Source organism: Mucilaginibacter aquatilis (assembly GCF_009755275.1).
Lineage (GTDB): Bacteria > Bacteroidota > Bacteroidia > Sphingobacteriales > Sphingobacteriaceae > Mucilaginibacter > Mucilaginibacter aquatilis.
In genome coordinates this window covers 205,788-229,430 of record NZ_WQLA01000006.1, presented here as the reverse complement: position 1 = coordinate 229,430, position 23,643 = coordinate 205,788, and the positions used below count along the sequence as shown (strand labels likewise).

Sequence of the window (23,643 nt, the reverse complement as noted above, 5' to 3'; positions counted from 1 at the left end):
TTAGTCAACAGATCGGCCTGATTTATTCATTAACAACAGCGATGCTGCAAGGGCAGATAAAACACCTATAAGTAACGCGCCAAACAAGCGGCCCGAAAAGTCACGGAAGTTGTGCTCCGCTTCAACGTAGTTAACGTATATTACACCTATAAAACCGGCAATTACACCGCCAATAAGTAATATTTTTAAACTTTGCACCAAGCCTTCTAAAAAGCTCAATCTTCCGCCTAAGTCCTGGTCGCGGTAGGCTTTAAGTCCTAAAAATACACCAATAATTGGAATACTTATTGAAATATATTCAATTGGCGATACCTGGTCGTTAAAGGTTGTGTAACCTGCCCAGCGCATGATGAAGAGCCATAAGCCGCTTAATATTCCTATGATTAATCCTGATGCTAATGCGTTTTTCATGGTAATTATGGTTATAGTTGATGTATTCGTATCTAATTATACCCATAAAAGGATTATTGCGGCGTATTTGTTTGCGCTTGTTTAAACAGCAATGTGAGTTTAAACCGGAATTGGATGCGATTTGTGTGTTTCTATAATAAGCCTTTCAGGTATTTTGTTAAACCTAATCAATCACTCATTAATCCAATTCCGGTTCAAAAAGCTATTTCTCGCTAAGCATTTTTTCAAGTGCAAACATCTCGTCGCGTAGTTTTGCGGCAAGTAAAAAGTCCATGTCCTTAGCGGCGGCCATCATATCTTTTTTAGTGTTATCAATGGCCTTTTTCAGTTCAGGCTTGCTCATGTATTGTACAATAGGGTCGGCAGCTATTGAAACTTCCTCCGCCTCAACGTAGGCACGCTGAACGCCGCCTTTAAAGTCAACAACAGAAGTTTGCTCGATGATAGCTTCTTTTGATTTTCCAACCGTTTTAGGTACAATGCCATGTTCCGCATTGTAAGCAACCTGTCTTTCCCTGCGGCGGGTAGTTTCGTCAATAGTAACACGCATACTTTCGGTAATAGTATCGGCATACATAATTACCCGTCCACGGTCGTTCCGTGCGGCACGACCAATTGTTTGTATAAGCGAACGTTCTGAACGGAGAAAGCCTTCCTTATCAGCATCCAATATGGCCACCAATGATACTTCGGGTAAGTCTAAACCTTCACGAAGTAAGTTAATGCCTATGAGTACATCAAACTCGCCCAGGCGTAAACCGCGTAAAATTTCAACACGTTCAAGCGTTTTAACCTCTGAGTGTATGTAACGGCATTTGATGCCAAGGCGGTCCATGTATTTAGCCAGCTCTTCGGCCATACGTTTGGTAAGCGTTGTAACCAATATACGGTCACCTAGTTTAATGGTTTTATCTACTTCATCAAGCAGGTCGTCAACCTGGTTAATTATAGGGCGAATTTCGATAACTGGATCTAACAACCCCGTTGGCCGTATCACCTGTTCAACTACTACACCGCCCGATTTTTCCAACTCAAAATCTCCGGGTGTTGCGCTCACGTAAATAGTTTGTGGTGCAAGGCGTTCAAATTCTTCAAAGTTAAGTGGCCTGTTATCCATAGCTGCCGGCAAGCGGAAGCCGTATTCAACTAAAGATACTTTACGAGAACGGTCGCCGCCGTACATAGCGCGAACCTGCGGCACGGTTACATGGCTTTCGTCAATTACCATCAGGTAATCATCAGGAAAGTAATCTAACAAACAGAAGGGACGCATACCGGGCTTGCGACCGTCAAAAAATCGCGAATAATTCTCAATACCTGAGCAGTAGCCCAGTTCACGTATCATCTCCAAATCGTAATTTACCCGCTCTTCGAGGCGCTTGGCTTCTAAAAATCGTTTATCTTCAATAAATTGGTTTTTACGCAGTTCAAGTTCCTCTTGTATTGCCCATATACTGCTGGTAAACCTGTCTCGCGGAGCGACATATAACGTGGCCGGAAACAGAACCATGTTCTGCATTTTTTCGAGCGTTTTGCCCGTTTGCGGATCAAAGCTGCTTAACTCTTCAATATCATCGCCGTAAAAAATTATACGGTAAGCATAATCAAGGTAAGCAGGGTAAATGTCAACCGTATCACCTTTTACTCTAAAAGTACCGCGTTTAAATTCGGCTGTGGTGCGGGCATATAATATTTCAACCAAACGGTGTAAAAACGCATTACGGCTTATGCGGGTGCCCACAGCAAATTTAAATATGGAATTGGTAAAGTCTTCGGGGTTACCCATACCATATATACAGGAAATGGATGATACCACAATAACGTCACGCCGCCCCGACATTAATGCCGATGTGGTGCGCAAGCGTAGCTTTTCAATTTCGTCGTTTATCTGTAAGTCCTTCTCTATATAAGTATTTGAAGAAGGTATAAATGCTTCAGGTTGATAGTAGTCGTAATACGAAACAAAGTAATTTACCGCATTTTCAGGAAAAAACTGCTTGAACTCGCCATACAACTGAGCGGCCAGCGTTTTGTTGTGGCTGAGTATAAGCGTAGGCTTTTGAGTTTGCTCAATAACGTTGGCTATGGTAAATGTTTTACCCGAACCTGTAACCCCCAAAAGAGTTTGGTAATTTTCACCAGTTTCAACACCTTCAACCAACTGTTTAATTGCATTGGGCTGATCGCCGGTGGGTACATAATGTGAATTTATTTTAAAATCCATAAGCTACTAACGTCCTGAAGGAAGAGTAAGTTTAATTTAATAATTGAAAGGCACAACGCACAACATAAAGTGGTGCGTAAAATTCAAATATACCAAACGTTTATTGGGCATAAATAGTTTCTTTGTAAAGAAGACAACACTATTACACTCATCCAATCATTTGCATTAAACGCTTACCGCCACCATGCTGTTTATACTCAACCACACCAACTCCATTTGCAACCAATACCTTGCCGAACTGCGGGATAGCGAAGTGCAGACTGACCGTATGCGTTTCAGGCGTAACCAGGAGCGTATTGGCGAAGCGCTGGCTTATGAGATTAGCAAACAGTTGAATTATATTGGTGTCGAGGTACAAACACCACTGGGTATAGCGCAAATTAATGTTCCGGTAGAGCATCCTGTGCTTGGAACAATTTTACGTGCCGGGCTGCCATTTCACCAAGGGTTTATGAATGTTTATGATCAGGCGGCGTCGGCTTTTGTTACGGCTCATCGTAAAACGCAAAAAAACGGCAGCTTTGTAATTGATATTGAACATATATCAACGCCTGATTTGGAAGGTAAGACGTTTATTTTGTGTGATACCATGCTGGCAACAGGGCAGAGTGTTGTACAGGTTTGCAAAGAGTTATTAGTCCAGTATAATATTGCGGCTTTGCATATTGCAGCTGTAATTGCAAGTGCCGAAGGCGTAGAACATGTACGTGCTCATTTACCAATGGCAAATTTATGGATTGGTGCTGTAGACGAGGAAATGACGACCAAATCATACATCGTACCCGGCTTGGGTGATGCAGGCGACCTGGCTTTTGGCGAAAAAATTTAATTTTTCTATGCTTACTCTTGATTAACAGCTTTTTCCTTTATTGTAAGTTTATTCACTGTAAGCGTATCAACCTCAAGGTTTTTAATTACCATACGTTTTATAGATACTTTTCCGATGGCAAGGGCGCCTATGGCTACTGCATCAACAGACAGGGCTCCAATTGCAAAAGCACCCAGTGCTGCAGCACCTATAGCTAATGCACCTGTTGCTTTTGCTCCGGTAGCTTCGGCTATATTTGCTTTAATGGTTTTTGTTAGTAAATGCATATTAAATGTTTTGCACTTACAACATATCAAATAAATATTGGTTGAGGTAACATTGCACTTTCAATCGCTTAACAGCTTCATATATTTACGCGCTTAAGCATTGCACCTTATTATTATGAAACGTTACTCGCATATTTTTTTTGACCTCGATCATACACTCTGGGATTTTGACCGCAATGCCGATGAAACACTACAGGAACTATTTGTGCTGCATAAGCTTGAAGATTTAGGCATTACTTCAGCAAAAGATTTTATAGCTACCTACACCCGCAACAACCATGCTTTATGGACAGATTATCATTTAGGTAAAATTGACAAAGAAACGTTACGCCAAACGCGTTTCAGGAAAACATTTACTGATATGGGCTTACAACCCGACGCCATACCCGAAGCTTTTGAAGATGCGTATGTAGAGCTATGCCCTACAAAAACCAATTTGTTCCCTTACGCACACGAAACGCTTTCCTATCTTCAAAGTAAATATACACTCCATATCATATCAAATGGTTTTGAAAGTGCGACAAGGCAAAAAGTATCAGGCACCGGCTTGGAAACCTATTTTCAAAACGTAATAATAAGTGAACTGGTGGGTATAAATAAACCTCATAAGGGCATTTTTGAATATGCCCTGCAGTTAAGCGGAGCAAACAAGGATGAGTGTGTAATGATAGGCGACAGCCTGGAAGCCGACGTATATGGTGCGCTTAATTTTGGTATAGATGCTATTTACTTTAACCCGTTGGAAGTCAGTAAGCCCGCTGATGTACCGATGCAAATTTTCAGCTTAAATGAATTAAGAAATATATTATAATAGTTGTAAAAAATATCTTACATTTATTTTAACCAATAATAAAATCTTGGTCATGAAAACAAAGCTACTTACTATCACAATTTGCGCGTTTTTATGCGCCTTCATGTCTTGCAAAAAAGAACAATCTTCTTCGCAGCCAGATCAGGAAACAACAGGTGTATCGGTTGTTGACAAAGCGTTAATCAACGAAGTAGTCACTTTAAGTTCTTATACAGAACGTAAAGCAGCTTACACAGATATACTAAGCGGCACCGAACGTTATACTGTTTGGGCCGAACGTAGCCAGGCAATTCTTAATTCAGGTGTACTTAATAGCGAGCAAGCTGGTTTATTTAAACAGGCTGTTGCAAAGTTGAACGTATTGCTGTTTACGTCAAAAACTGAACGTTACGGACAATCGGCATTTTTTGATGAGTGGAAAATTAAGGCTACTAAAGTGTTTACCCAGGCGCAGTTACGCTACCTTATAAGTGATGTTGCTAAATTTGACAAAGAAGTATTTGTTGGTTTAGGAAAATCAAACTCCAATAATTTAAGCCTTAGCTATAAAACTGTTTTAGGAAGCGGATGCGGATGTAGCGTGATAAGTGACTGGTGTGGCAGCCAGGGCGATTGTTTAAGGGTTGAAGGTTGTACAGCTAACGGCTACTGTGGTACTTTTTTAATTTACGAATGTAACGGAAAGTGCTCTCTGGTAATGGCCGAAGAACAGCATGAAGACGAAGGATAGTAAGTTGTTATGACATCATCAACCGGGCTTAAAATTTCTACGCTGATTTTTTTTGTCATTGTTTTCGCATGTATTGTCGCCGCCATTAATCAGTTTTTAATTGCAGGCGGATTATTACAAAGCAGAACTTTAGGTTTTGAGGCGACTTTTACGCTTTATTTTGCCGCCTCGTTAGCATTGCTTTGGCTAACAGGAAAAAAAATTGAGCCACAAATTACCCTCAGCCTTTTATTCGTACCAATAGCAGCGCTAACCATTAAGGGACTGCTCACCAGTTGGGGCGTGTTGTATCCGTATCATTTTCCACTGCAAACTTTAATAGTCTTGTCGGCTGAGGTAATTGCCTATGTAATTTCCGAATTTAACCTGACAAAAAAGTTAATGACGTTTGTTGTTTCAGTTACGTTACTTTTCTTTATCTGTTCCATAGCGATGAAAGATCCTTACGTTGAGGCTTATACGGGAGTAAACAGCGCTGTGGAAGGGCCACCTGCGCAGGCCTTAACTAAACTTAAAGAACAGCTTATTGATACAGGCGGCCACCGCTTAGCATGGAATAGCCGCAATTACTATATTATTAATTTTGGTAATAGCACCAGCGCTGCGAGTCAGATAAAAACGCAGTTTTTAAAAAGCTTTGCTCTTAAACTACCCACCAATATTAAAATTGTGAACGTTTACAATGCCAGGTTGGAAGGCTTTGATGAATTTAAAGCGCGGATAAAGCCGGATTTGAACGACCCTATAATTTATGGCTATTTATTTGATGATAAATTAATCCAACAAATTGGCGTAAGTAAATTTCCGGGAGAAGTATTAGTAGGTCCGGGCTTCAAGTTTATACGTTTACAAAACGGATTTTACAGTTTCGATGCCATTACTTACGCTGATGAAACACTTGGCCTGATCAAGAAATGAAGCGTAACATCTTTAGGTTTTTAACTTTAATAGTAGTAGTGTTGTGCGGATGCAGTAACAAGCCCGAGGAACCGGTTATTAACTTCAAGTCATCTGTAATTGACCTTGGAAGGATAGACTTTAATGCAAAGCCGGTAACTGCAACTTTCGGTTTTACAAACGGTGGACAAAAAGAACTTAAATTGATAAGTGTTGCTGCCGATTGTACCTGTACAATACCATCCTACACCGCAAAGCCCATAGCTTATCATGAGCAAGGTGTAATCAAGGTAGTGTTTGATCCTAAAGCGGCTAATACAATTGGCGCCATGGAGCGTAGCGTTGTGGTAAGGACTAATACAAAGCCACAACTGCACACACTTATTGTAAAAATGGTTGTTTGTAAGTAAGAAATGAACTTAGCAACCGAACATAAAGCGCTTATTGCCGCACTTGATGATTACCGGCAATTAATTGATACAATTCCGGATGAGCAATTTAATCAAACACCACCCGGTGGAGGATGGTCATTTGCGGAGGTTTACTCACATATTATGCAGGCCAACCTAGGGTCAACCGTTGCTGCCGAAAAATGTTGTCGTAAAACTGGCGTGCATACTGGTAAGGGATTAAACCTTAAGGGTATGCTGTTTTTTTTGTTAGGCCAGTTCCCGCCTGGTAAGCGCAAAGCACCGGCCGTAATAGAAAATCTTACAAAGAATATTACTAAAGAAGAGGCGCGTAATCTCATCATTAAAATGCGTAAAAGGATTGATGATGTGTGGCCTTTAATACAGCATTCCTCCAACGAATTTAAAATAAGTCATCCTGGCCTTGGTATGCTTAATGCAAGGCAATGGTTTAAGTTTTCGCGCATACATTTACAGCACCACTTAAAACAATTAAACCGCATAAGTAAAAAGTTTTCCACACAGGTAACTAATTGAGATTTAATGCAGTCTTAACGTTAAAATAATTTTTTAACCTGAATTTTGTACTGTTATTATGAATATCGAGTTTCCATACCTGATAGTTAGCGGTTTGTTATTGCTGGTTGGCATATTTTACCTAAGTCCGTATGAACTTAGTGTAAGAGAAGACGACGAAGACGAATAACTTATCCTTTATACCGCGCAGGCCCGACACTTTGTATCAGGTGCTTTGTAAAAAGCACATAGTAACGCTTATGTTTTAGTATGCATGGCAAAGCGCGAAGTTGATATTGTAGTAATTTCAGATGTACACCTGGGTACTTATGGCTGCCACGCCAAAGAGTTGTTGCAATACCTTAAAAGCATACGCCCAAAGCAGGTTATTTTAAACGGTGATATTATCGATATATGGCAGTTCAGTAAATCATACTGGCCCGAAGCGCATATGAAGGTTGTTCGCCGTATTTTAAAGTTCGTAACCGATGGCATTCCCGTATATTATCTTACCGGTAATCATGATGAAATGCTGCGAAAATTCACTGATTTCAATCTCGGGAAATTTCAGCTCCTCAATAAAATACTACTTCCTGTTGGCGATAAAAAGGCATGGATATTTCATGGTGATGTGTTTGATGTTACCATGCAGCATTCAAAGTGGCTTGCTAAGTTAGGTGCCATAGGTTATGATACGCTCATCATAATTAATAGCGTTGTAAACTGGTTTTTAACAGCGGCAGGCAGGCAAAAGATGAGCTTCTCGCAGAAAATTAAAGGTAAAGTAAAAGAGGCTGTTAAATTTATTAATCATTTTGAACAAACCGCTGCAGACCTTGCCGTAGATAAAGGCTATGACTATGTTATATGTGGTCATATTCATCATGCTGAGATACGGCAAATTCAATCTGCAAATGGAGCAGGTTCGGTTCTTTATCTGAACTCTGGTGATTGGGTGGAAAGCCTTACAGCGTTGGAATACAGTCATAATGAATGGACTATATTTAAGTATAACGCTGCCAACTTTTCATCAGAACCCGACGAGGAAGATAGCAGCGATAACGATGAATTGCACTCAAGCCTGGATGTGAAAGTATTGCTCGAAAAGTTTAAGCTTGAACAGCACTAGGCTGATTTATATACGCAAACATAGAGAGAGCGTTAATTAAAATAACGTTACCTGCCTGCCTGTTTTAGGTGTAAACAATGTTAAATCGTAAGCGGGCATATCTCTATCAGCCAGGTAGCGTTTACACGCCATGCGGTACAACTGCTGAATAGACTCGGCCACTTCACCGTCGCCACTCATACGCCGGCCAAATTCACTATCATTAAGGTTACCATCATGCGTTTGCCTAATGAGGTTCAGAACTTTATCGGCCCTGTCAGGAAATGTTTTATAAATCCAGTCGGTAAAAATTTCTGCTATGGCACCGTTAAGTCTAACCATGGTGAAGCCAGCGGCCACGGCACCTCTTTTGGCGGCTGCCTTAATAATAGCGGGTACCTCATTGCTGTTTAGTCCGGGTATTATAGGCGCTGTCATTACCCTTACAGGTACGCCTTTTTGCGATAGCTTTTCAACAGCATTTAACCGGCCAACTGAAGTTACGGTACGCGGCTCCAGTTTTTGTCTAAGCTGCTCATCTAACGAAGTAATTGAAATGTTTACATGAATCAGGTTAAGCTTTGCCAGCTCAGTAACAATATCAAGATCGCGCAAAATGAGATTGTTTTTGGTAATGATACTTACCGGGTGTTTATATTGTAGAAATACCTCCAGCAGTCGTCGCGTTATCTTCAAGTCGCGCTCCAGGGGCTGGTAGCAATCTGTATTGCCCGATAAAACAATAGGAGTAGGTTGATATCGTCGGCGGTTAAAATATGCTTCGAGCAATTCAGGGGCATTACGCTTTACAATAATTTTTCGCTCAAAGTCTAACCCTGCGCTAAAACCATAGTACTCATGGCTGTTTCGGGCGTAACAATAAATGCAGCCGTGCTCACATCCCTGGTATGGATTAATTGAGTGCATGTGGCTTATATCTGGGCTGTTGCTTTTGCTTACAATTTGTTTAGGGTTTTCTTCAAAAATCTGCGTTTTACTGTTGAGCAACAATGGTTCGTCTAGGCCCTCAATATGTTCGGCAACATATTTTTTTTGCAAAAACTTATTATGAGTATTTACCTGCGCGCCTCTTCCCTTAAAAAAATCATGGTTAGCCTCAAATGCCATAACACAAAACTGCTAAATTTATTAGTAATAATGTGTTGTTTTCTTAAATAATTAAAATCAGTTTTTAAACAAAGTCAAGTCCCGTAAATTGAGCATTCAATATGGAACCGTCATTAACGTTAAGCCACTTTTTTAACAGCGTAGCATAAATATCTCTAAAGTCTATCTGATATTTTAAGTCACCATTCTCCAAATTTGCCAGATCAGGCGCGTTGTTGTATATACCGGCCTTACCAAGTTTACCCCCAAACAAAAGCACGTTGTTAGCGGTACCGTGATCAGTGCCATTGCTGGCATTTTGTTCAACGCGGCGGCCAAATTCAGAAAAGGTCATAATCAAGGTATCATCAAGCTTACCTGTTTGCTTGAGGTCTTTTACAAAAGCGGCCACAGCATCAGCATAAGTTTTAAGCTGCCGTCCTTGCTGGTTTTGTTGACCAACGTGCGTATCAAAACCACCTAATGATACATAGTAAATACGTGTATTAAGCCCGGAGTTAATAAACTTTGAAACATTTTTTAACTGGTTACCAAACCCGGTGGCTGGATAGGGGGCAACCACGTTGTAAGTTTTACTGGTTTTTTGAATGTAATCAGCCGATGAATAAGTTTCAATCATCGTTTTGTACAAGTAGCCTAAATTATCCTCATGTAAGTGATTGTTGTCAGGCCCATGCATCAAATCTTTAAAAAATGGCTCGCGGGTGGTTTGGTAAAGCTTATTAGGATCTTGTACGGCAATGCCTTTCATTTTGCTACCCTTCATGGCTAATGAAAGCGTATCGTCAACCTCAATAGCTGTATAGGGGTTTTGGCAGGTTTGGCAGTTTGAGTCAAGATAGCGGCCAATCCAGCCGGTACTTAAAAATTCATTTGAATTACTTGCCGTTTGCCATATATCCATTGACCGGAAGTGAGAGCGGTCGGGGTTAGGGTAGCCAACCGAATTGATAATGTTCATCCACCCCTGATCGTAAATTTCTTTAAGCGCTGATAGGTTAGGGTTTAACCCTTGTATGTCATTTAGTTTTATAACCTCGTTGGGTGTTATGGCAACTGTTTTACGCTTTTGATAGTAAATGTCATCGCCAAAAGGCACAACGGTATTTAAGCCATCATTACCACCCGATAGCTGAATTATTACCAGGTTTTTATAACCGCTTACAGCACTCATTGCCATCGTTTCAAACGGTTTTAAGAAGGCAGGTATTAAAAAAGCGCCTGATGCCAGGGTACTGCTTCTTAAAAAATCTCTTCTTTTCATAACTTTTCTCTTTTAATGAGAGGTTAACTTTTTAATTAACAAAGTTGGTACTCAGGCGTGCTTACCAACTGTATTACCATGATTTTTATGTCAGCAGCCTTATTCACTTCGGCTACAATGCGCGCATTTAGCGGTGGTTCTAACAAATAGGCAGCTACCTGTTCACGCTGAGCTTTTAATGGTATGCCTTCTAAAAACTTATTCCAATCGGCGTTGGCCTGTACCCTTTTTATTACGTTGAATTGCTGTTTGCGTTGCGAAGCCAGGTACGCTTCATCCTCAGGTGTTGCCTTGCCTGCAAAGTCAATAATACCGGCGTTAAGTATAGTTGATGGAATTTTTATGCGGTACATTAGTGAAGAACTGTCTATCCAGTTGCGGCCACCAGGCCACCCGGCCACATTTGGCGGGCGAAACAGTACCTGGCCCAGCGTGCGTTGAAATTGCAAAAGCACATCAGGATTATCATAACTAATATAAAAGCGCCTGTTAAGATCAACCAGCAATTCAACCGGCGATTTAATTAAATTCCCAACGTTTTTATCTTCATAAAACCAATTGGCTGTAAATACAAATTCAAGTAAAGGCTTTAGCTCATAACCTGCTTTATAAAATACATCGGCCATTTGGTTAACATGTGTTTCATCAGGCGTTTCGTTAACAAAGTAGCGGTACAATTTAGTGCTTATATACTTAGCGGTTTGTTTATTGGCCAGTATAATGTCTATGATATTTTCGCCATTAAAATTTCCGGTTTGGCCCATAAATGTTTTTGATAAATCATCATGGTTGCCAGCCTTAAAGACAAATTCTCCGCTTTTTCCATTATGCGCCCAACCGGTAAAAGCCCTTGCCGATTCCTTTACGTCCTGTTCAGTATAATTTCCCCGGCCTAAGGTAAATAACTCCATTAACTCGCGGGCAAAGTTCTCATTTGGGTGCGCCTTGCTGTTTTGCTGGTTATTTAAAAAATTAAGCATAGCGGCAGACTGTGAAACCGCAATAAGCAGCGTTTTAAAATTGCCGAGAGCATGCGTGCGCTGTATGTTATTTAACTGTTGCTGAAAGTAATAATTGCCAATGTTACAGGCAAAGTGATTGTGCCAAAACAGGGTCATCTTCTCGCGCAGTTGAGCGTTGGTTGTACTCATTTGCTTCATCCAGGCGGCGTTTAACGAACGTTCCTGCTGGTTGCGTAACTCCTGTATAGCTTTGCGTTCGCCCTCGGCTGCATCTTTACGTAACTGTCTTAAATCAAGGTTTTCTGTGATTGCCGCAAGCGGCTGTATCTCTTCCGACTCTTTGAAGAGCTTTCGTAAAGTTTTTTTTGCGCTCCAGTTTCGTTGACTATGCAACTGAGCAAAATCAGCTCCGAAGCCGGCACGGGCGTAAAGGTGTTTTACCTGTTTTAAATTATCCATAACTTAACAAGGTTAACGTAGCGGATGTGGTATAATTTGTTAAAGGTAAGTGGTTTGTGTAAATATATTCTGACTTAATTATTAAACAATAGATTAACGATGGTCATCATTTTGAGCCATTTTAATATCAACCAGTAGCAGCAATTTAATTGGGTGAAGTAATATACTCAACGGTAAAGAGCTACCTTTGAGTATGATTTTTAGGTTGGATGAACGTATTATTTTCCCCAAGCCTGAGTTGGCAGAAGAAGATGGCCTGCTTGCAGTTGGCGGCGATCTGTCTGCCGAACGTTTACTACTGGCCTACCAGCATGGTATATTTCCATGGTACAGTAACGATACGCCAATTTTATGGTACTCACCGCATGAACGCTTTGTATTATATCCTGATGAGCTACGTGTAAGTAAAAGTATGAGGCAGGTATTGCGTTCGGGCAAGTTCAAAGCAACATCAAATACCGCATTTGAAAACGTGATTGAGGCATGTTCTGCTGTGCCAAGAGCAGGGCAGGATGGTACCTGGATAACCGAAGAAATGAAAGCTGCGTATATTGGCTTACATAAACTTGGTTATGCCCATTCTTACGAGATATGGCAGGATGATACGCTTGTTGGCGGGTTGTATGGGGTTAAAGTAGGGAAGGTGTTTTGTGGTGAAAGCATGTTCAGTAAGGTGAGTAATGCTTCAAAAGCAGCACTTATTAAACTTTGTGCAACTACCGAATATGTGCTAATAGATTGCCAGGTACATACGGAGCATTTAGAAAGTATGGGGGCGAGATTTATAAGCAGGCAGGAATATCTGAAAGAGTTACAATCTTAAAATACCTACCTTTACCAGGTGAATATTATACAGCCGCAAAAGGAACGGATTATACTGGGCATTGACCCTGGTACGGTGGTAATGGGTTACGGGCTTATAAAAGAGGTGGGTTCTAAAACAGAACTAATTGCGCTTGGAGTAGTAAAAATACCAGGCAACGCCGATGATCATATGCTTAAGCTACAGCGTATTTTTGAAAAAACCATTGCTCTTATTGATAACTATAACCCGGATGCGCTGGCTATTGAGGCACCTTTTTACGGCAAAAATATACAGGTAATGCTTAAGCTTGGCCGGGCGCAGGGAACAGCAATTGCTGCGGCATTGTCACGTAATATTCCGGTTAATGAGTATTCGCCGCGTAAAATAAAGCAAGCAATTACGGGCAATGGTAATGCTACTAAAGAGCAGGTAGCAGCCATGTTGCAACGCCTGCTAAATTTCAAAGAAACTCCGGAGTTTTTAGATGCCACCGACGGGCTTGCGGTAGCGGTTTGCCATAGCTTTCAAAAAATTACTACGGGAAGGGGCAGTAAAATAAGTTATTCGGGTTGGGAAGCTTTTGTTAAGGATAACAATAAAAGAGTAGTTAGCCAAAAAATTGAACCAAGAAACAAGAGCCAGGAATAACCCGGCTCTTGAATATTATTTAATCTCTCTCTTCGCGTAAAGCAATCTTTATCCTCTCGGCTGTTGCCTCCAGCTCTTCAGGGCTTGGGCTTAGTTTGGGGCGCGAAAAATTGAGGTCGTCGATATTGTTAAGCGGTACAAGGTGTATGTGGGCATGTGGCACTTCAAGGCCAATTACTGCAACGCCAACCCTTTTGCAGGGTACGGCTTTTTTTATGCCATCTGCCACAATTTTTGCAAACAGCTGCAAGCCGGTATACAGTTCATCATCCAAATCAAACAGATAATCAACTTCCTTTTTTGGGATAACCAGCACATGTCCTTCAGTTAACGGACTTATATCCAAAAACGCTAAATAATCAATGCTTTCGGCAACTTTGTGTGCAGGTATTTCGCCCGATACAATTTTTGAAAAGATACTCATAGGTAGATTGAGTTTATTTATTTGATACAATAATTAACTAACGAGTGTTTAACCGCTACTTAGCTATATTTTATCTGTTAATTTCAAGAATTTCAAATTCCATTTTACCGGCCGGTACCTGTATCTCAGTTTTGTCGCCAACCTTTTTGCCCAATAAACCTTTGGCAATTGGTGATGCTACCGAGATTTTACCCGCTTTAAGATCGGCTTCACTTTCAGCTACAAGCTGGTAAGTCATTTTAGCACCGTTCTTAGTATTTTTAATGGTAACTATTGATAAGGCTAAAACCTTCGAGGTATCTATTTTCGACTCGTCTAATAAACGGCCGTTTGCAAGCGTTTCTTCCAGTTTGGCAATTTTGGTTTCATGTAAACCCTGTGCCTCTTTGGCTGCATCATATTCAGCATTCTCTGATAAGTCGCCTTTGTCACGTGCTTCGGCAATTGCCTTAGCTATATTAGCACGACCCGTAGTTTTTAACTGTTGTAATTCTTCTTTTAATTTTTCTAAACCTTCTTTGGTAAAGTATGCAACCTCAGCCATAAACACAATAATTTTAAGTAGATATTTTTGTTGAAATGCTATCAAAAAAAACCGCCCTTCCTGTTTTTAAGAAAGGACGCGACAGCCATAAAAAACAAACAAGACTATGTAGCTACAACGCAGCCATAGTCTTGTTAGGTATAAAACGAAGATACTATTTTAAAGTTTGAATATCCAAATTTTTTATTTTGGACGCCATAACCTCACTTATTTTACGGTATGACTCAAATGTCCATCCAGCTACATGCGGGCTTAAAATAACCTCGCCATTAGTACGCAAATCTTCAAACCATTGCTGTTGGGCCAGCAGCGGGAATTTTTCAATCTCCAATACGTCAAGCCCGGCGCCTAAAATTTTGCCTTGATTTATAGCATTCAAAACGGCCTGTGTGTGTACTACCTGTCCGCGTGAGGTGTTCAATAAAAAAATAGGCTTTTTGAAGTGAAAGAGGTACTCATCGTTAACCAGTCCGTTGGTTTCAGCAGTAAGGGGAGTATGCAAGCTTAATACGTCGCTGTGTTTCACAATTTCCTCCATGCTTACTTCTCTGGCATATTCATCGCTAAAGCCGGTTTTATATTTATCATAGGCTATAACATTAACCTCAAAGCCTTTTAGCTTACGGGCAAAGCTACGGCCCATGTGTCCGTAACCAATGATCCCAACAGTGCGGCCTTTAAGCTCATAGCCGCGGTTGGCTTCGCGCTGCCATAAGCCGGTGCGCACTTCAGCATCTGCACGGTTTAGGTTATTCATTAGCGAAAGCAGTAAGCCTATGGCATGTTCGCCCACGGCATCACTGTTGCCTTCAGGAGCATTAATTAGCTTAATGCCTTTTTCTATCGCATAGGTCTCGTCAATATTATCCATGCCGGCGCCTGCACGGGCAATAAATTTAAGCTGCAGGGCAGCATCAAGCACCTGCTTGTCAACCAAAAATTTTGACCGTATAACCAGGCCGTCATAGTTGCTTAAAACTTTTAAAGCCTCATCGCGCTTAATTAGCGGTTGGTAATCACACCGGTAGCCTAGCGCTTCTACCTCTTCAATAAAAAGAGGGTGCAGGTCATCAACAATAAGAATGCTTTTGGTATTCATTAACGATTTGCAGTTATCCGGTTGGTAAGTTCTATAAAATCGGCCACGGTAAGGCGTTCGGCACGCAAATCAAGCATGGTATCAGCAGCCATTGCTTCTTTATTTATTAATGATGATAAGGCGTTGCGCAGGGTTTTGCGGCGCTGGTTAAAACCTGCTTTAACCACCTGCCAAAAAAGCTTTTCATCACAGTTAAGCTGTTTAGTTGTGTTACGGGTTAGCCTAATAACGGCCGATAGTACTTTAGGCGGCGGATTAAACACGCCTGCTTTTACCGTAAACAAATACTCAACTTTATAATAAGCCTGCAAAAATACGCTCAGTATGCCATACTCCTTGCTGCCCGCTTTGGCGTTACAACGTTCGGCAACTTCTTTTTGAAACATACCTACTACCTCAACCACCTGTTGGCGGTTATCTAAAACCTTGAAAAGTATTTGCGATGATATGTTGTATGGAAAGTTGCCAATGATAGCAAAAGGCTTATCAAACACGCTGCTAAAATTCATTTCCAAAAAATCGGCATTAATTAAACGCTCCTGTAATTGCGGATATTTCTTGTGCAAAAACTCATACGATTCAGTGTCGATATCAATTAAATAGGTTTGATATTCGGTTTTCTGTAACAGGAAATCAGATAGTATGCCCATGCCTGGCCCAACTTCTAAAACCTGTGTATATTTTTCGTTTGGGCGCAGACTTTCAACTATTTTTAATGCAATATTTTTATCAGTTAAAAAATGCTGACCCAGATGTTTTTTTGCTCGTACTAATGACATTAACGCTGTGCTAATTTTTACAAATTACGTGATATTTGCGTTTGTATGGTAAACATTATTGCCGAAAACCTTTTATTTGTAATTGTTAGAATATAAATACATCAATTTTTAATTGGTGTATTTGCACTAGTTTATTGTTGTGATCTTAAAATTCAGCAATTGAGTAAGATCACCCTACATCATCAAAGAACATGAGTGAGAAGATAAAAATTGGAATTAGTATAGGAGACGTTAATGGTATTGGTTTAGAGATTATTATTAAAACTTTAGCCGATACAAAAATCTTTGACTATTGCATTCCAATTGTTTACGGGCATACCAAAGTAGCCTCGTTTCACCGCCGGACGGTGCAGGTGCATGATCTTAACTTTAATGTTATTGATAGCGCCGCCAATGCTCATCATAAAAAGGCCAACATTATTAATTGCTGGGAAGAAGATGTTAAGCTGGAGTTAGGCGTTGTGAACGAAACCGGTGGCAAATATGCCTTCAAATCGCTTCAACGTGCCACTGACGATTTACTTGCCGGTGAAATTGATGCACTGGTAACGGCTCCTATCAATAAAGACAACATCCAAAACGAAGAATTTAATTTTCCGGGCCATACAGAATACCTTCAAGAGCGTGATGGCGCTGGTGAGGTGTTAATGTTTTTGGTGAGTGAAACTTTAAGGGTAGGGGTGGTAACGGGCCATATACCGGTATCGCAGGTTGCCCAAAGTATTACCGCCGAAAAAATACTGGCCAAACTTAAGCTGATGAACGCCAGCCTGAAGCAGGATTTTTGGGTACGCAAACCGCGTATTGCTGTATTAGGCTTAAACCCGCATGCGGGCGATAATGGCTTAATAGGCCAGGAAGAAAAGGACATCATTATACCGGCTTTAGAAGAAGCACGCGCCAATGATATACTGGCGTTTGGCCCTTACCCTGCCGATGGCTTTTTTGCAAATGGTGCTTATATGCAGTTTGATGCAGTGCTGGCCATGTATCATGACCAGGGCTTGATTCCGTTTAAGCAAATTGCTTTTGAATCGGGCGTAAACTTTACCGCAGGACTTAAATTTGTGCGTACCTCACCCGATCATGGTACGGCTTATGATATTGCCGGTAAAAACAAGGCCTCTGAGGTTTCGTTCCGCGAAGCTTTGTTTGAAGCGATTCATATTGTACGCCGCCGCCGTGAAAATGAAATACTTAATGAAAATCCTTTACAGTTTAGTAAGCTAAGCCGCGACAGGGATTAATTTTATCATACATCTGTTACAAACAGGTGGCAATGTTTAAATGTTACAGCCGTTACTTTAATACTGTTTCAGTTGTAAATCATTACTACGTTTACTGCCATAATGAATAACCAATATATCCGGGTGCGGTCTATCGACGCCTTCCGTGCGGTTACCATGTTCCTCATGATTTTTGTAAATGATTTGGAAGATGTACCTAACACCCCGCTATGGATTAAACATGCCGGAGATAATGTAGATGCCCTTGGCCTGGCTGATGTTATATTTCCTGCCTTTTTGTTTATTGTAGGTTTATCAATACCCTTTGCTTTCCAAAACAGGGAGAATAGTGGCAGGGGTGTTCCCCTTCGCATTGTTACCCGTTCGCTGGCGTTAATGCTTATTGGTTTTTTTCATGCCAATATGGAAACCTATGATGACTTGAACACGCTGCTGCCTAAGCCCGTTTGGGAAAGTTGCGTGACTATCAGTTTCTTCCTTATATTTTTAGATTACCGAGCCGTATCGGTATCAACCCGTAATTTATTAAGGGGTGTAGGCGTAGTGCTACTAACCACCATGTCAATACTGTATCGTAGTAACGATCCTAATCATTGGGTTTGGTTACATTTTAGCTGGTGGGGTATTTTGGGACTAATAGGTTGGTCTTATTTATTTTGTGCGCTTATATATCATTACTCAAAAGGCGTATTATGGATTCAGGTTGCGGCCTGGATTGTTTTCCTGCTTATTAATATTGACTTTCATTTTGGCTGGCTCGAGTTTATCATGTCGTGGAAGAGTTACATATGGCTGGCCGGCAATGGTGCCATGCAGGCATTTACTATGGCAGGCATAGTGGTTTCGGTAATGTATATGCGGCTGATGAAGAGTGGCGAGCTCAATCTGCTATGGCCCGGCATCATACTGTTAGCTTTAATATTGGGTAACCTTGGTTTTATAGTGCGGTACATAGGTGGTATTTCAAAAGCACGTGATACACCCTCGTGGGTATTAATATGTACTTCAATAAGCCTTGTTGCTTACATGGCGTTTTTGTTTTTGGTTGATGTAAAGCAAAAATATAACTGGTTTAATTTTATTAAGCCTGCCGGTACCAACACGTTTACCTGTTACATTATACCCTTTATATTTTACCCTATTTACGGTATGACCGATTTTGGTTACCCGCAATATTTAAGTGAAGGAACCGGCGGACTTATTAAATGCCTTGTTTTTTCATTTGCAATGATATGGGTAGCGGGTTTGCTTGACAGGATAAATATCAGGTTAAAAATATAGGTACCCTTAGTGTTCACACAGAGTCGCAACTCATTTTGAAAAAACGTTTTACAGTTAAATAAAAAATATCTACATTTGCGGGCTAATTATCGCTCATTGAAAACGTTAAAAACATATTCAATTCCTTATACCGGCCTCAAGCTTGGCAGGCACGAGTTTGACTATGTTGTAGACGAGTCGTTCTTTAAAGAGTTTGAATACTCGCTGGTAAAAAACGGTAAGCTGCAATGCAACGTGGTGCTTGATAAGCAGGAGACTATGATTATCCTGGATTTTCATATTTTCGGCACTGTTGAGCTTGCTTGTGACCGTTGCCTGTCTGAGTACAACCAGCCGGTTGATATACACGAACAGCAGATTGCAAAGTTTGGCGAGGAAGAAATTGACGAGGACGAAGAGATAATTACACTTGGCAAAAACGATACAGAAATTGATATTGCCGGTTTAATATATGAATACATTACCGTTGCCGTTCCTTATATAACTGCTTGCAGTAACGAGGGTAACGGACGCGATTGTGATAAAGATATGCTTGACAGGTTGAATGAGCTGTCGGGCGGTGATGAAAAGGAAAAGAGTGAAGACCCACGCTGGGACGCACTCAAAAAATTAAAATGATATAAATAAGAGGTTATGCCAAATCCAAAACGTAAGTTCTCCAAATCAAGAACTGCAAAACGCAGAACGCATTATAAAGCTGAAGCTCCTTCATTAACTACTTGTGCTGCTACCGGCGCTGTGCATTTGCCACACCGTGCGTACACTGTTGATGGTAACGTATACTACAACGGTAAATTACTGATTGAGAAAGCAGCCACTGTTTAAGCCCGTTTCCTGCAAATGAAGATAGGCTTAGACATTATGGGCGGAGATTATGCCCCTAAGGCAACTGTTTTAGGAGCAATTGAAGCTTATAAAGCTTTATCCGGTGAGCAAAGGCTTGTACTTATAGGCGATAAAGATATTGCCTCAGGTATTCTTCAGGAAAATGACTTTAACCCTGATCACTTTGAGTTTGTGCATACAACCGAGGTGATTGGCATGGGTGAGCATCCTACTAAAGCAATTACTCAAAAGCAGGGTTCAAGCATTAGTGTTGGTTTTAAGTTGCTTAAGGAAGGGTCTATCCAGGCTTTTTCTTCGGCAGGTAATACCGGTGCTATGCTGGTGGGTGCTATGTTCAGTGTAAAAACTATTCCGGGTGTTATACGCCCGGCCATGACTACTATTGTACCCAAACTGGAAGGCGGTTTGGGTATTTTATTGGATGTAGGTGCCAATGCCGATTGTAAGCCCGATGTGCTTTTGCAATTTGGTGTTTTGGGTAGCCTTCTTGCGCAAAATGTTTATAACATGAGCAACCCGCGTGTTGCGCTTATGAACATAGGTGAGGAGGAAGAAAAAGGCAACATGCTTAGCCTGGCAACCTATCCTTTAATGAAAGAAACTAACCAGTTTAATTTTGTAGGCAACGTTGAAGGCCGCGATTTATTTACCGATAGCGCCGATGTATTTGTTTGCGATGGCTTTACCGGTAACGTTATACTTAAACTGTCAGAATCATTTTATGTAATTACCCGTAAAAAACGCATTAAAGATGAATTCTTTGATCGTTTTAATTACGAGCAGTATGGTGGCAGCCCTATCCTTGGGGTAAATGCGCCTGTAGTGGTAGGGCACGGTATCTCAAGTCCTGAAGCTATAAAAAACATGGTATTGCTTTCAGCCAATATGGCCGAGAGCAAGCTGGTTGATAAAATTAAACAAGCTTTCGTTTAAACCCTTAAGATAGATGCATAAAATACAGGCTGCAATTACCGCTGTACATGGCTATGCACCCGAATATGTGCTTACCAACCACGAACTCGAATCGTTGGTTGAAACTAACGACGAGTGGATCACCTCTCGTACCGGAATTAAAGAGCGCCGCATACTCAAAGGCGAAGGTACCGCTACGTCTGATCTGGCTGTTCCGGCCGTTGAGGGCCTGCTGAAAAAACGCGGCATAGGCGCCGAAGAAATAGATCTTATAATTTTTTGCACCACTACTCCTGATATGCCTTTCCCGGCTACGGCTAATATCTTAGCTGATAAAATCGGAGCTAAAAATGCCTGGGGGTATGACTTGCAGGCGGCTTGCTCGGGTTTTGTATTTGGATTAGCAACCGGTGCATCATTCATTGAAAGCGGTAAACACCAAAAAGTACTGGTAGTTGGTGGCGATAAAATGTCATCAATAATTGATTACCAGGATCGTGCTACCTGCATTATTTTTGGTGATGGCTGTGGCTGTGCATTGCTGGAGCCAAATACTGAAGGCTACGGTGTAGTTGATTCGGTGCTTAAAAGTGACGGCTCGGGTCGTGAATTTTTACATATGAAAGCAGGTGGTTCATTACGCCCGGCAACGCATGATAGCGTTGACAAGCGTGAACACTATGCCTACCAGGAGGGTAAAACCGTATTTAAATTTGCCGTTACCAATATGGCCGATGTTGCTGCCGAAATTATGGAGCGCAACAGCCTTGTTGCTGATGATATAGCGTGGCTTGTGCCACACCAGGCCAACAAACGTATTATTGATGCTACCGCAAACCGCATGGGCATTGATGAGAGTAAGGTTGTTATTAACATTGAACGTTATGGCAATACTACTAATGGCACTATACCACTATGCCTGTGGGAGTGGGAAAGTAAATTCAAAAAAGGCGACAATATTGTATTAGCAGCCTTTGGCGGTGGCTTTACCTGGGGCTCAATGCTCCTGAAATGGGCCTACTAAAATTTGGGAACAATTTTTATTTAATTTGTTATAACTTAGGTTCTTAATTTTTGTTAAGAACCAATTACACCTAAAACATGGATATTAAACAAATACAAGATTTGATCCGTTTCGTTTCAAAATCGGGCGTAAACGAGGTTTCCATCGAGCAGAACGAGTTCAAGATCACAATAAAAACAAACCAGGCTCCAACTATTGTTAACGCAACGTTACCAGTACCACAGCCAGGCGTTCCTGCTGCAGCTCCGGCTGTTCCTGTTGCTGCTGCACACACTTCTGCTCCTGCAGAGGCACCAGCTGCCGCCGATGTATCTAAATACGTTACCATCAAATCGCCAATGATTGGTACCTTTTACCGTTCATCATCTCCTGATAAACCATCGTTTGCAAACGTGGGTGATGAAATTAAACCAGGTGGTGTGCTTTGCATTATCGAAGCTATGAAACTGTTTAACGAAATCGAATCAGAAGTATCAGGCCGTATTGTTAAAATACTGGTTGAAAACGCATCACCGGTTGAATATGACCAGCCTTTGTTTTTAGTAGAACCTATGTAATATGTTAAGTTCATTGGTTAAATAGTTGAAAAGTGAGTGGTTTTAAAACTCAATCAACTACTTAGCTTAATTAACCACTTAACTAACACTAACTCATGTTTAAAAAAATACTCATAGCTAACCGTGGCGAGATTGCCCTGCGCATTATCCGTACCTGTAAGGAAATGGGCATTAAAACGGTAGCCGTATATTCAACTGCTGATCGCGATAGCCTTCACGTACGTTTTGCCGATGAGGCCGTATGTATTGGTCCGCCGGCCAGCCGCGATTCTTACTTAAATATTCCTAACATTATATCAGCTGCCGAGTTAACCAACGCCGATGCTATACATCCGGGCTATGGTTTCTTGTCAGAGAACGCAAAGTTTTCAGCTATCTGTGCTGAGTATGGTATTAAATTTATTGGTGCCACTGCCGATCAGATAAACGACATGGGCGACAAGGCAGCTGCCAAAGCAACCATGAAAAAAGCCGGTGTGCCAACCATACCAGGTTCGGAAGGTTTGCTGCATGATGTAAAAGAAGGTATTAATATTGCCAACAAAATTGGTTACCCAGTTATACTTAAAGCTACTGCCGGTGGTGGTGGCCGTGGTATGCGCATTGTCTGGAACGACATGGAGTTTGAACCCGCCTGGGATTCGGCCCGTGCTGAAGCCGGTGCTGCCTTTGGTAACGATGGTATATATCTTGAAAAATACGTAGAAGATCCTCGTCACATTGAAATTCAGGTGGTAGGTGATCAGTACGGTAAAGTATGCCACCTTTCAGAACGTGATTGCTCTATTCAGCGTCGTCACCAAAAGCTGGTTGAAGAATCGCCTTCACCATTCATGACCGAAAAGCTGCGTAAAAAAATGGGTGAGGCTGCTATTAAAGGAGCCAAAGCCGTTCAATACGAAGGTGCAGGTACCATCGAATTTTTGGTTGATAAGCACCATAACTTCTACTTTATGGAGATGAACACCCGTATACAGGTGGAGCATCCGGTAACTGAAGAAGTTATTAACGTTGACTTGATTAAAGAACAAATTAAAGTTGCAGCAGGAACGCCAATATCAGGTAAAAACTACGAGCCTACAATGCATGCCATAGAGTGCCGTATAAATGCCGAAGATCCGTTCAACAACTTCCGCCCGTCGCCGGGTAAAATAACTAATTTTCACTCTCCGGGTGGCCATGGTGTACGCGTTGATACGCACGTTTACAGTGGTTATGTAATTCCACCAAATTACGACTCAATGATTGCCAAGCTTATATGTGTTGCACAAACACGCGAGGAGGCATTGAATACCATGCACCGTGCGCTAAGCGAGTTTGTTATTGAAGGTATAAAAACAACAATTCCTTTCCACCTGCAGTTAATGCAGGATCCTAACTTCAGGGCAGGTAACTTTACCACCAAGTTTATGGAAAGCTTCGAGATTGCTGAATAAATTTCGAAAAATAAAATTAATCTCAA

General features: G+C 41.3%; 27 protein-coding genes. 17 read left to right on the top strand and 10 right to left on the bottom strand.

Annotated features, from left to right (window positions below; genetic code table 11):
* Both GO816_RS15475 and uvrB read right to left on the bottom strand, forming a co-directional pair.
* A complete protein-coding gene (locus GO816_RS15475; protein ID WP_157542849.1) occupies positions 1–411 on the bottom strand; it encodes a DUF4199 domain-containing protein in 411 nt (136 codons plus the stop codon).
* Positions 412–613: 202 nt separating this feature from the next.
* Positions 614–2,635, bottom strand: a complete 2,022-nt coding sequence (gene uvrB, locus GO816_RS15470) for an excinuclease ABC subunit UvrB (protein ID WP_157542848.1) — start codon at positions 2,633–2,635, stop codon at positions 614–616.
* Between the two features lie 184 nt (positions 2,636–2,819).
* Between uvrB and upp the strand changes: the two genes are divergently transcribed.
* Positions 2,820–3,464, top strand: coding sequence for a uracil phosphoribosyltransferase (gene upp / locus GO816_RS15465; protein WP_157542847.1), 645 nt, complete (start codon positions 2,820–2,822; stop codon positions 3,462–3,464).
* A gap of 11 nt (positions 3,465–3,475) precedes the next feature.
* On the opposite strand, the gene GO816_RS15460 is transcribed toward upp, so the two are convergent.
* The gene (locus GO816_RS15460) at positions 3,476–3,730 is read right to left on the bottom strand and encodes a hypothetical protein (RefSeq protein WP_157542846.1); all 255 of its coding nucleotides are present in this window, start codon (positions 3,728–3,730) and stop codon (positions 3,476–3,478) included.
* A gap of 115 nt (positions 3,731–3,845) precedes the next feature.
* On the opposite strand from GO816_RS15460, the gene GO816_RS15455 reads away from it, so the two are divergent.
* From GO816_RS15455 to GO816_RS15430, 6 genes are all read left to right on the top strand, one after another.
* Positions 3,846–4,541 carry a YjjG family noncanonical pyrimidine nucleotidase gene (locus GO816_RS15455; RefSeq protein ID WP_157542845.1) on the top strand — a complete coding sequence of 232 codons (696 nt, stop codon included), beginning with the start codon at positions 3,846–3,848 and terminating at the stop codon, positions 4,539–4,541.
* Positions 4,542–4,593: 52 nt separating this feature from the next.
* Entirely contained in the window at positions 4,594–5,271 is a 678-nt protein-coding gene (locus tag GO816_RS15450; RefSeq protein ID WP_157542844.1) for a bacteriocin fulvocin C-related protein, read from the top strand.
* 9 nt (positions 5,272–5,280) lie between these two features.
* Positions 5,281–6,189, top strand: a complete 909-nt coding sequence (locus tag GO816_RS15445) for a hypothetical protein (RefSeq protein ID WP_157542843.1) — start codon at positions 5,281–5,283, stop codon at positions 6,187–6,189.
* On the top strand, positions 6,186–6,578 hold the full coding sequence (locus tag GO816_RS15440) for a DUF1573 domain-containing protein (RefSeq protein WP_157542842.1): 393 nt from the start codon (positions 6,186–6,188) through the stop codon (positions 6,576–6,578). The genes GO816_RS15445 and GO816_RS15440 overlap by 4 nt, the downstream gene beginning before the upstream one ends.
* A 3-nt stretch (positions 6,579–6,581) precedes the next feature.
* The gene (locus GO816_RS15435) at positions 6,582–7,115 is read left to right on the top strand and encodes a DinB family protein (RefSeq protein WP_157542841.1); all 534 of its coding nucleotides are present in this window, start codon (positions 6,582–6,584) and stop codon (positions 7,113–7,115) included.
* A 253-nt stretch (positions 7,116–7,368) separates the two neighbouring features.
* On the top strand, positions 7,369–8,223 hold the full coding sequence (locus GO816_RS15430; RefSeq protein WP_157542840.1) for a UDP-2,3-diacylglucosamine diphosphatase: 855 nt from the start codon (positions 7,369–7,371) through the stop codon (positions 8,221–8,223).
* A 36-nt stretch (positions 8,224–8,259) separates the two neighbouring features.
* Here GO816_RS15430 and GO816_RS15425 read toward each other — a convergent pair whose 3' ends face one another.
* The 3 genes from GO816_RS15425 to GO816_RS15415 form a co-directional block, all read right to left on the bottom strand.
* Positions 8,260–9,330, bottom strand: a complete 1,071-nt coding sequence (locus GO816_RS15425) for a PA0069 family radical SAM protein (protein ID WP_157542839.1) — start codon at positions 9,328–9,330, stop codon at positions 8,260–8,262.
* A gap of 64 nt (positions 9,331–9,394) precedes the next feature.
* On the bottom strand, positions 9,395–10,594 hold the full coding sequence (locus tag GO816_RS15420) for a DUF1501 domain-containing protein (RefSeq protein ID WP_157542838.1): 1,200 nt from the start codon (positions 10,592–10,594) through the stop codon (positions 9,395–9,397).
* A gap of 35 nt (positions 10,595–10,629) precedes the next feature.
* A complete protein-coding gene (locus tag GO816_RS15415; protein ID WP_157542837.1) occupies positions 10,630–12,015 on the bottom strand; it encodes a DUF1800 domain-containing protein in 1,386 nt (461 codons plus the stop codon).
* Between the two features lie 193 nt (positions 12,016–12,208).
* On the opposite strand from GO816_RS15415, the gene aat reads away from it, so the two are divergent.
* Positions 12,209–12,838: a leucyl/phenylalanyl-tRNA--protein transferase gene (gene aat / locus GO816_RS15410; RefSeq protein ID WP_157542836.1), complete on the top strand. Its 630-nt coding sequence runs from the start codon at positions 12,209–12,211 to the stop codon at positions 12,836–12,838.
* 18 nt (positions 12,839–12,856) lie between these two features.
* Positions 12,857–13,468 (top strand): crossover junction endodeoxyribonuclease RuvC, encoded by a 612-nt coding sequence (ruvC, locus tag GO816_RS15405; protein WP_394350664.1) that lies wholly within the window; start codon positions 12,857–12,859, stop codon positions 13,466–13,468.
* Between the two features lie 19 nt (positions 13,469–13,487).
* On the opposite strand, the gene GO816_RS15400 is transcribed toward ruvC, so the two are convergent.
* The 4 genes from GO816_RS15400 to rsmA all read right to left on the bottom strand — a co-directional run bounded on the left by GO816_RS15400 (position 13,488) and on the right by rsmA (position 16,314).
* Positions 13,488–13,892: an HIT family protein gene (locus tag GO816_RS15400; RefSeq protein WP_157542835.1), complete on the bottom strand. Its 405-nt coding sequence runs from the start codon at positions 13,890–13,892 to the stop codon at positions 13,488–13,490.
* Between the two features lie 70 nt (positions 13,893–13,962).
* Positions 13,963–14,436 carry a transcription elongation factor GreA gene (gene greA / locus GO816_RS15395; RefSeq protein ID WP_157542834.1) on the bottom strand — a complete coding sequence of 158 codons (474 nt, stop codon included), beginning with the start codon at positions 14,434–14,436 and terminating at the stop codon, positions 13,963–13,965.
* A 154-nt stretch (positions 14,437–14,590) separates the two neighbouring features.
* Entirely contained in the window at positions 14,591–15,535 is a 945-nt protein-coding gene (locus tag GO816_RS15390) for an NAD(P)-dependent oxidoreductase (RefSeq protein WP_157542833.1), read from the bottom strand.
* Positions 15,535–16,314, bottom strand: coding sequence for a 16S rRNA (adenine(1518)-N(6)/adenine(1519)-N(6))-dimethyltransferase RsmA (gene rsmA, locus GO816_RS15385; protein WP_157542832.1), 780 nt, complete (start codon positions 16,312–16,314; stop codon positions 15,535–15,537). Before rsmA ends, GO816_RS15390 begins: the two co-directional genes overlap by 1 nt.
* A gap of 191 nt (positions 16,315–16,505) precedes the next feature.
* On the opposite strand from rsmA, the gene pdxA reads away from it, so the two are divergent.
* The 8 genes from pdxA to accC all read left to right on the top strand — a co-directional run bounded on the left by pdxA (position 16,506) and on the right by accC (position 23,617).
* Positions 16,506–17,561, top strand: coding sequence for a 4-hydroxythreonine-4-phosphate dehydrogenase PdxA (pdxA, locus tag GO816_RS15380; protein WP_157542831.1), 1,056 nt, complete (start codon positions 16,506–16,508; stop codon positions 17,559–17,561).
* A gap of 102 nt (positions 17,562–17,663) precedes the next feature.
* Entirely contained in the window at positions 17,664–18,842 is a 1,179-nt protein-coding gene (locus GO816_RS15375) for a DUF5009 domain-containing protein (RefSeq protein ID WP_157542830.1), read from the top strand.
* A 96-nt stretch (positions 18,843–18,938) separates the two neighbouring features.
* The gene (locus GO816_RS15370) at positions 18,939–19,460 is read left to right on the top strand and encodes a YceD family protein (RefSeq protein ID WP_157542829.1); all 522 of its coding nucleotides are present in this window, start codon (positions 18,939–18,941) and stop codon (positions 19,458–19,460) included.
* A gap of 15 nt (positions 19,461–19,475) precedes the next feature.
* Entirely contained in the window at positions 19,476–19,667 is a 192-nt protein-coding gene (gene rpmF, locus GO816_RS15365; protein ID WP_157542828.1) for a 50S ribosomal protein L32, read from the top strand.
* 15 nt (positions 19,668–19,682) lie between these two features.
* On the top strand, positions 19,683–20,621 hold the full coding sequence (plsX, locus tag GO816_RS15360) for a phosphate acyltransferase PlsX (RefSeq protein ID WP_157542827.1): 939 nt from the start codon (positions 19,683–19,685) through the stop codon (positions 20,619–20,621).
* A 13-nt stretch (positions 20,622–20,634) separates the two neighbouring features.
* Positions 20,635–21,624 carry a beta-ketoacyl-ACP synthase III gene (locus GO816_RS15355; protein WP_157542826.1) on the top strand — a complete coding sequence of 330 codons (990 nt, stop codon included), beginning with the start codon at positions 20,635–20,637 and terminating at the stop codon, positions 21,622–21,624.
* A gap of 77 nt (positions 21,625–21,701) precedes the next feature.
* Positions 21,702–22,181 (top strand): acetyl-CoA carboxylase biotin carboxyl carrier protein, encoded by a 480-nt coding sequence (gene accB, locus GO816_RS15350; RefSeq protein WP_157542825.1) that lies wholly within the window; start codon positions 21,702–21,704, stop codon positions 22,179–22,181.
* Positions 22,182–22,276: 95 nt separating this feature from the next.
* Positions 22,277–23,617 carry an acetyl-CoA carboxylase biotin carboxylase subunit gene (gene accC, locus GO816_RS15345; RefSeq protein ID WP_157542824.1) on the top strand — a complete coding sequence of 447 codons (1,341 nt, stop codon included), beginning with the start codon at positions 22,277–22,279 and terminating at the stop codon, positions 23,615–23,617.
* Positions 23,618–23,643 lie beyond the last annotated feature (26 nt).